This is a genomic window from Pseudomonas sp. 43(2021), assembly GCF_017490805.1.
In the GTDB taxonomy this organism is placed as follows: Bacteria; Pseudomonadota; Gammaproteobacteria; order Pseudomonadales; family Pseudomonadaceae; genus Aquipseudomonas.
Map to the genome: position 1 here is coordinate 1 of NZ_JAFGYJ010000388.1, position 480 is coordinate 480.

General features: G+C 52.5%; 1 protein-coding gene. It reads right to left on the bottom strand.

All coding sequences use genetic code 11. The features are described from left to right. Nucleotides 1–480, bottom strand: a 480-nt coding sequence (locus J5M71_RS27780; protein ID WP_207838786.1) for a fimbria/pilus periplasmic chaperone, incomplete at both ends; no start/stop codon positions are given.

A 480-nucleotide genomic window follows, 5' to 3' on the forward strand; every position in this document is an offset into this window, starting at 1 on the left:
TCTTTCACGCGCTCGGCATGGCTTTCGGCAACGCTTAGTGGTGCATCGAATCGTTGTTGTGCGCCGTAATCGTTAATTGCTGAAAAACTCAAATGCGAAGTGCCAGCTGGCAGATCTTTCAGATTGAATGAGCGAACTTCCCCTGGAACGATCATTGTCGAATCAATTACCAATTCCGCTTTTTTCCCTGCAACGACTTTCAGATCCGCCAGCGACACGTGGTAGTTGCTTTGGTTTTTTACTTTCAGCACCGACTTGCCAGCCTGAGTGACCAATTGCCATGCAAGTTGCTCCGGTGCCTTTGCGGCATCACCGGTGAGTCCGTCCGGGCGGAAGAAGACCTTGATACGCTGACGTACCGCCAATTGCAGCGTGTTGACATCGGCAGCACTGGCCTGGGGGATTTCCTGCACGTTCAGCCATACCACCGACTCCTTGTCCGCAGGCATGCCGCGGCCTTCATAAAGAATCCTCAGTAAT